Origin of the sequence: Microcystis sp. M179S2 (genome assembly GCF_020245805.1) — a bacterium.
GTDB classification, from domain to species: Bacteria; Cyanobacteriota; Cyanobacteriia; order Cyanobacteriales; family Microcystaceae; genus Microcystis; species Microcystis aeruginosa.
Genome location: NZ_JADBUE010000242.1, coordinates 1 through 3,705, shown reverse-complemented (window position 1 = coordinate 3,705; position 3,705 = coordinate 1). Strand labels below are relative to the sequence as shown.

Annotated in this window: 5 protein-coding genes; 2 read left to right on the top strand and 3 right to left on the bottom strand. The window is 44.5% G+C overall.

The window, feature by feature from the left end:
• Nucleotides 1-138: 138 nt before the first annotated feature.
• From IM500_RS15040 to IM500_RS15035, 3 genes are all read right to left on the bottom strand, one after another.
• Nucleotides 139-648, bottom strand: a complete 510-nt coding sequence (locus tag IM500_RS15040; RefSeq protein WP_004162542.1) for an inorganic diphosphatase — start codon at nt 646-648, stop codon at nt 139-141.
• A 161-nt stretch (nt 649-809) separates the two neighbouring features.
• A complete protein-coding gene (locus IM500_RS24815) occupies nt 810-1,004 on the bottom strand; it encodes a TLTLP motif-containing protein (protein ID WP_012267246.1) in 195 nt (64 codons plus the stop codon).
• A gap of 715 nt (nt 1,005-1,719) precedes the next feature.
• On the bottom strand, nt 1,720-2,898 hold the full coding sequence (locus tag IM500_RS15035) for an AI-2E family transporter (RefSeq protein ID WP_002760581.1): 1,179 nt from the start codon (nt 2,896-2,898) through the stop codon (nt 1,720-1,722).
• Nucleotides 2,899-3,169: 271 nt separating this feature from the next.
• On the opposite strand from IM500_RS15035, the gene IM500_RS15030 reads away from it, so the two are divergent.
• Together IM500_RS15030 and IM500_RS24535 are read left to right on the top strand one after the other, a co-directional pair.
• Nucleotides 3,170-3,505: a type II toxin-antitoxin system PrlF family antitoxin gene (locus IM500_RS15030; protein ID WP_190723725.1), complete on the top strand. Its 336-nt coding sequence runs from the start codon at nt 3,170-3,172 to the stop codon at nt 3,503-3,505.
• 144 nt (nt 3,506-3,649) lie between these two features.
• The coding region (locus tag IM500_RS24535; RefSeq protein WP_353737097.1) for a helix-turn-helix domain-containing protein at nt 3,650-3,705 on the top strand (56 nt) is incomplete at its 3' end.

The window sequence follows — 3,705 nt, the reverse complement described above, 5'->3', positions numbered from 1 at the left end:
TTTTGAGAGAATCATGTTTCAAAACCTTACATCTTCATCGGCCCGCGTCCTGTACGGGCGAAGCATTCGGGCATAACCTATCGCTGAAACCCTAGATTTCCTATCCGAATGCTTCGCCCCTACTTTTTGCCGCAAACCTTACTTATAAGCAGCAATACACTGTTCAACTAAAGCGGTTACTGCGTCCACATCTTTCCAACCGAGAATTTCTGTGACTTTTTTCTCTAGATTCTTATAGGTTTTGAAAAACTCGGCGATTTCCTGCAAGCGATGGGGAGAGACATCTTTGAGGGATTTTACCTCAGCATAACGAGGATCTTTAGCGGGAACACAGAGAATTTTTTCATCGCGATCACCACCATCGATCATTTCTAACATACCAATGGGACGCGCCGTAATCACACAGCCGGGGAAAGTAGGCTGATCCATGATCACCATACCATCTAAAGGATCGCCATCATCGGCGAGGGTATTGGGAACAAAACCATAATCACAGGGATATTGTACCGAAGAATAGAGAACGCGATCGAGAGCAAAGGCGTTTAAATCCTTATCAAACTCGTATTTATTCTTACTGCCGGCGGTAATTTCCACTAAAACGTTAATTAAACCTGGTTTCGGTTGGGCAGGAATGCGCGATAAATCCACAAGCTTTCTCCAAATACAAGACAATAGCGCCTTTAGAGTCACCTAAAAGCGCAAGCAAAATTAAAACACACTTTGATTAACTCCGATCCAAATTTTACCCATAAGGGGGATCGGGACGAAGAAAAAAATTTTTATTTTGGCAATCGTCTATCTCAATTCTGTCACCTCATTTGCCTCGTTAGGGAGTAGGATGTGTTACCGGTAAGGGGTTCTTCGGTATAGTTAGGCGTGGAGTTATATCCAATCGCTAACAAGGGTAACGTTAGGGTCAGAATTGCGATCATGGTTCCGAGTAAATTGGCCCACCTATGACTAGGAGGTTCGGAAGTCTTCCCTGACGGGTTGCTTGATTCCATAAAGGGGTCGTGTTGAACTCGACAAGTAAAGAATACGAGAGATATATAGAGCAGTCAGCCATCGGCTTTTAGCTTTTAGCAAATTACTGCTATTTTTTGCCTTTGAGCTTGGTTAACGTCTCGTTAAAAAGCGAAACATTAACGGCAATACTCTCCCTACTAATTATATTTTACCCATTTTTTTCCAGGAGTTCCCTCTGATACTTTTCTTGACGATCTCTCCAGATCATGGTCTGTTGGTGTTTGTCCATGTCATACTAAATCAGTTTTTAATAACTGGATTTAGTATCAATCCACAAAAAAAATGTCTGAAAGGCTTAAACCTTAAGCGATCCAAACATTTTTTCATTGCAATCGGAGGGTGATATTGACTTTATGTCTTAACTTCGAGCTTACGATAGAAAGCTGGCTGTTAATGTAGCCTATTTAACCAAAATATCGATTTTTTGCTTATTTATCGGGATAGACATTGACCTTTTCTTAAAATTATCCGAGTTTAGAGATAATTGGTTAGCTAATCTCCCAATAAGCCAGGCCCCAGAGACCAGCAAGGCATCCGTCAGGGACGGCGATCAGGGCAAGTGGAGTTAATCTACCAATATGGATATCATAACTCGATCGAGGGAGAAAAGCCAAGAACCTGCGAGAAAATTGCCGATTTATCCCGGCCAATATTACTGCTCACATCGCCCTAGATCATGCCGTCAGTCATTCTTCAGCGAGAAACCACCTCGCTAGAGGATTCTGATTCTAGGGGGAGAGAGGGTTTAATTATCCCGTGTTTTGTCTCCTCTGGTGTCACTTGACGGATAACCTCCAAAGCTTCCTTGATCATTACTGCCATGGGAACCGCGACAATCACCCCCAGTAAACCGCCCACTCGCGCCCCCGTCAAGACCGAGACCAACACCCAAAAGGGATTTAACCCGGTGACACTGCCCAAAATCCGGGGAGCAATGCCGTTTTCGACAATTTGCTGCACCACTACAGCTACGGCTAAAACTTGCAGAGCTAAACCAATATCGCGCAAAGCTAGTAAAGCTGTCACCGTGACAATGCCGACAGTTCCCCCAAAAGGGATTAAGGCCATGGTGCCAATCAACAGACCGAATAGGAGACCAAAAGGGACTTTAATCGATAAAAATGCCGTGACTAATCCCAGGGCCATGCAGGTGGCGCAAATCACCTGTCCGACAAAGTAATTCTGAAAACTTAAGCGTAGGGTTAGGGAAAAGGGTTGTTGGACGGGTTTGGGCAACCATTGGATAATACTCCTCCAGATATCGGGACTGTGGAGAAGTAGATAAAAGGTGAGGATAATGGTTAGCAGCACATCAAGCACCCGCACCACGGTAAAAACCGTGAGATTAAGGGCTAAATTAACGCTTCTTCCCGCTAGAATCTGCAATTCTGCCCCTAAACGACTGTTAAACTGGGCGATAACACCATCGAAACTGATCGGAATCGGCAGATTCATCGTGTCGATTTTGGTATCTAGTTGCATCAGTTGGCGCTGTCCCGAGTCTAACCATTCTGGCAATCTGTTGACAAATTGCTGTGCTTGGGTGAAGACTAAGGGAACTAGGGTTATTCCCACGGCCACAAAAATTAAAATCGTGATCAGGGAAACCACGATCGCAGCTAAACCCCGTTTTAATCCCTGACGTTCCAACCAAGTCACCGGATAACCCAAGAGAAAAGATAGAACGGCCGCTATCAGTAAAATAACAAATAAAGATTCAAAATAGCCAAAAATTGCCGATAATGCCCAGACATTCAGGACGACAAGTGGTGCGGCTAGAGCAATCACCAGTAAGCGGGATAAGGAATTCAGGGATTGCCAGCACGTCTGAACCCAATTGCGTTTCGGGGGAACGACTTTAACTTCCACCATGAAGCCTCTTAAAAGGGTTGTTTCAATACTTGTATTCTGACAGATCGAAGCCTAACCCGCTAACTCAACGGGGGGGAAGTGGGAAGATGGGGTGTGAGATGCTGACAGGTGTAGGTTTACTACAACAACCTTATGGGTGTAACGGGGGCATGCTGCCGACATTTAAGGTGAACGCATCCGTTAGGCTGTAGATCTAGTCACTCCATACTTGACGAGACAATGCACTTGCATTACCATCAAGATGTTTTGACAAATAGGCTGAGAGGTCGCTATGGCTGCAACGATGGCCCCATGCCCAGAATCCACTCTTACCGATCGCTATCAGACTACAATTCCCGATTCTGTTCGCAAAGCCCTTGGCTTGAATAAGCGTGATAAAATCTGCTACAACATACAGCCTAACGGCAAAGTATGGATTTCCAAGGCTGACGGAGCAGAAGAAAATGATCCGGTGCTTGGGAAATTTCTGAATTTTCTTGCACAAGATATGGAACAGAACCCTCAACACATACAGGCAATTAGTTCTAACCTAGTCAGTCATGTTCAATCTTTGGTCTGTGGGGTTGATCTGGATCTTGATGCACCACTTGTGGATGAGGACGAATAAGGTTGTCTATAGATCAGCCCCTAATAATTAATGGATGGAACATATTTGCTCATCGAAAATTTGGGTCTGAAACCCCGCCGTTTTACGGCGGCTTTGCTGTTAAATATGAGCATCGTTTACGAAATATATGCTAAAATATGAGACATGGAAAAAGCCTATTCTTACCGATTTTACCCGACACCAGAACAAGAGTCGCTATT

Bases quoted from the DNA above. Each gene is read 5' to 3' on its own strand.
- IM500_RS24815 (WP_012267246.1), bottom strand. From the start codon at position 1,004: ATGGAATCAAGCAACCCGTCAGGGAAGACTTCCGAACCTCCTAGTCAT.
- IM500_RS15035 (WP_002760581.1), bottom strand. From the start codon at position 2,898: ATGGTGGAAGTTAAAGTCGTTCCCCCGAAACGCAATTGGGTTCAGACG.
- IM500_RS15030 (WP_190723725.1), top strand. From the start codon at position 3,170: ATGGCTGCAACGATGGCCCCATGCCCAGAATCCACTCTTACCGATCGC.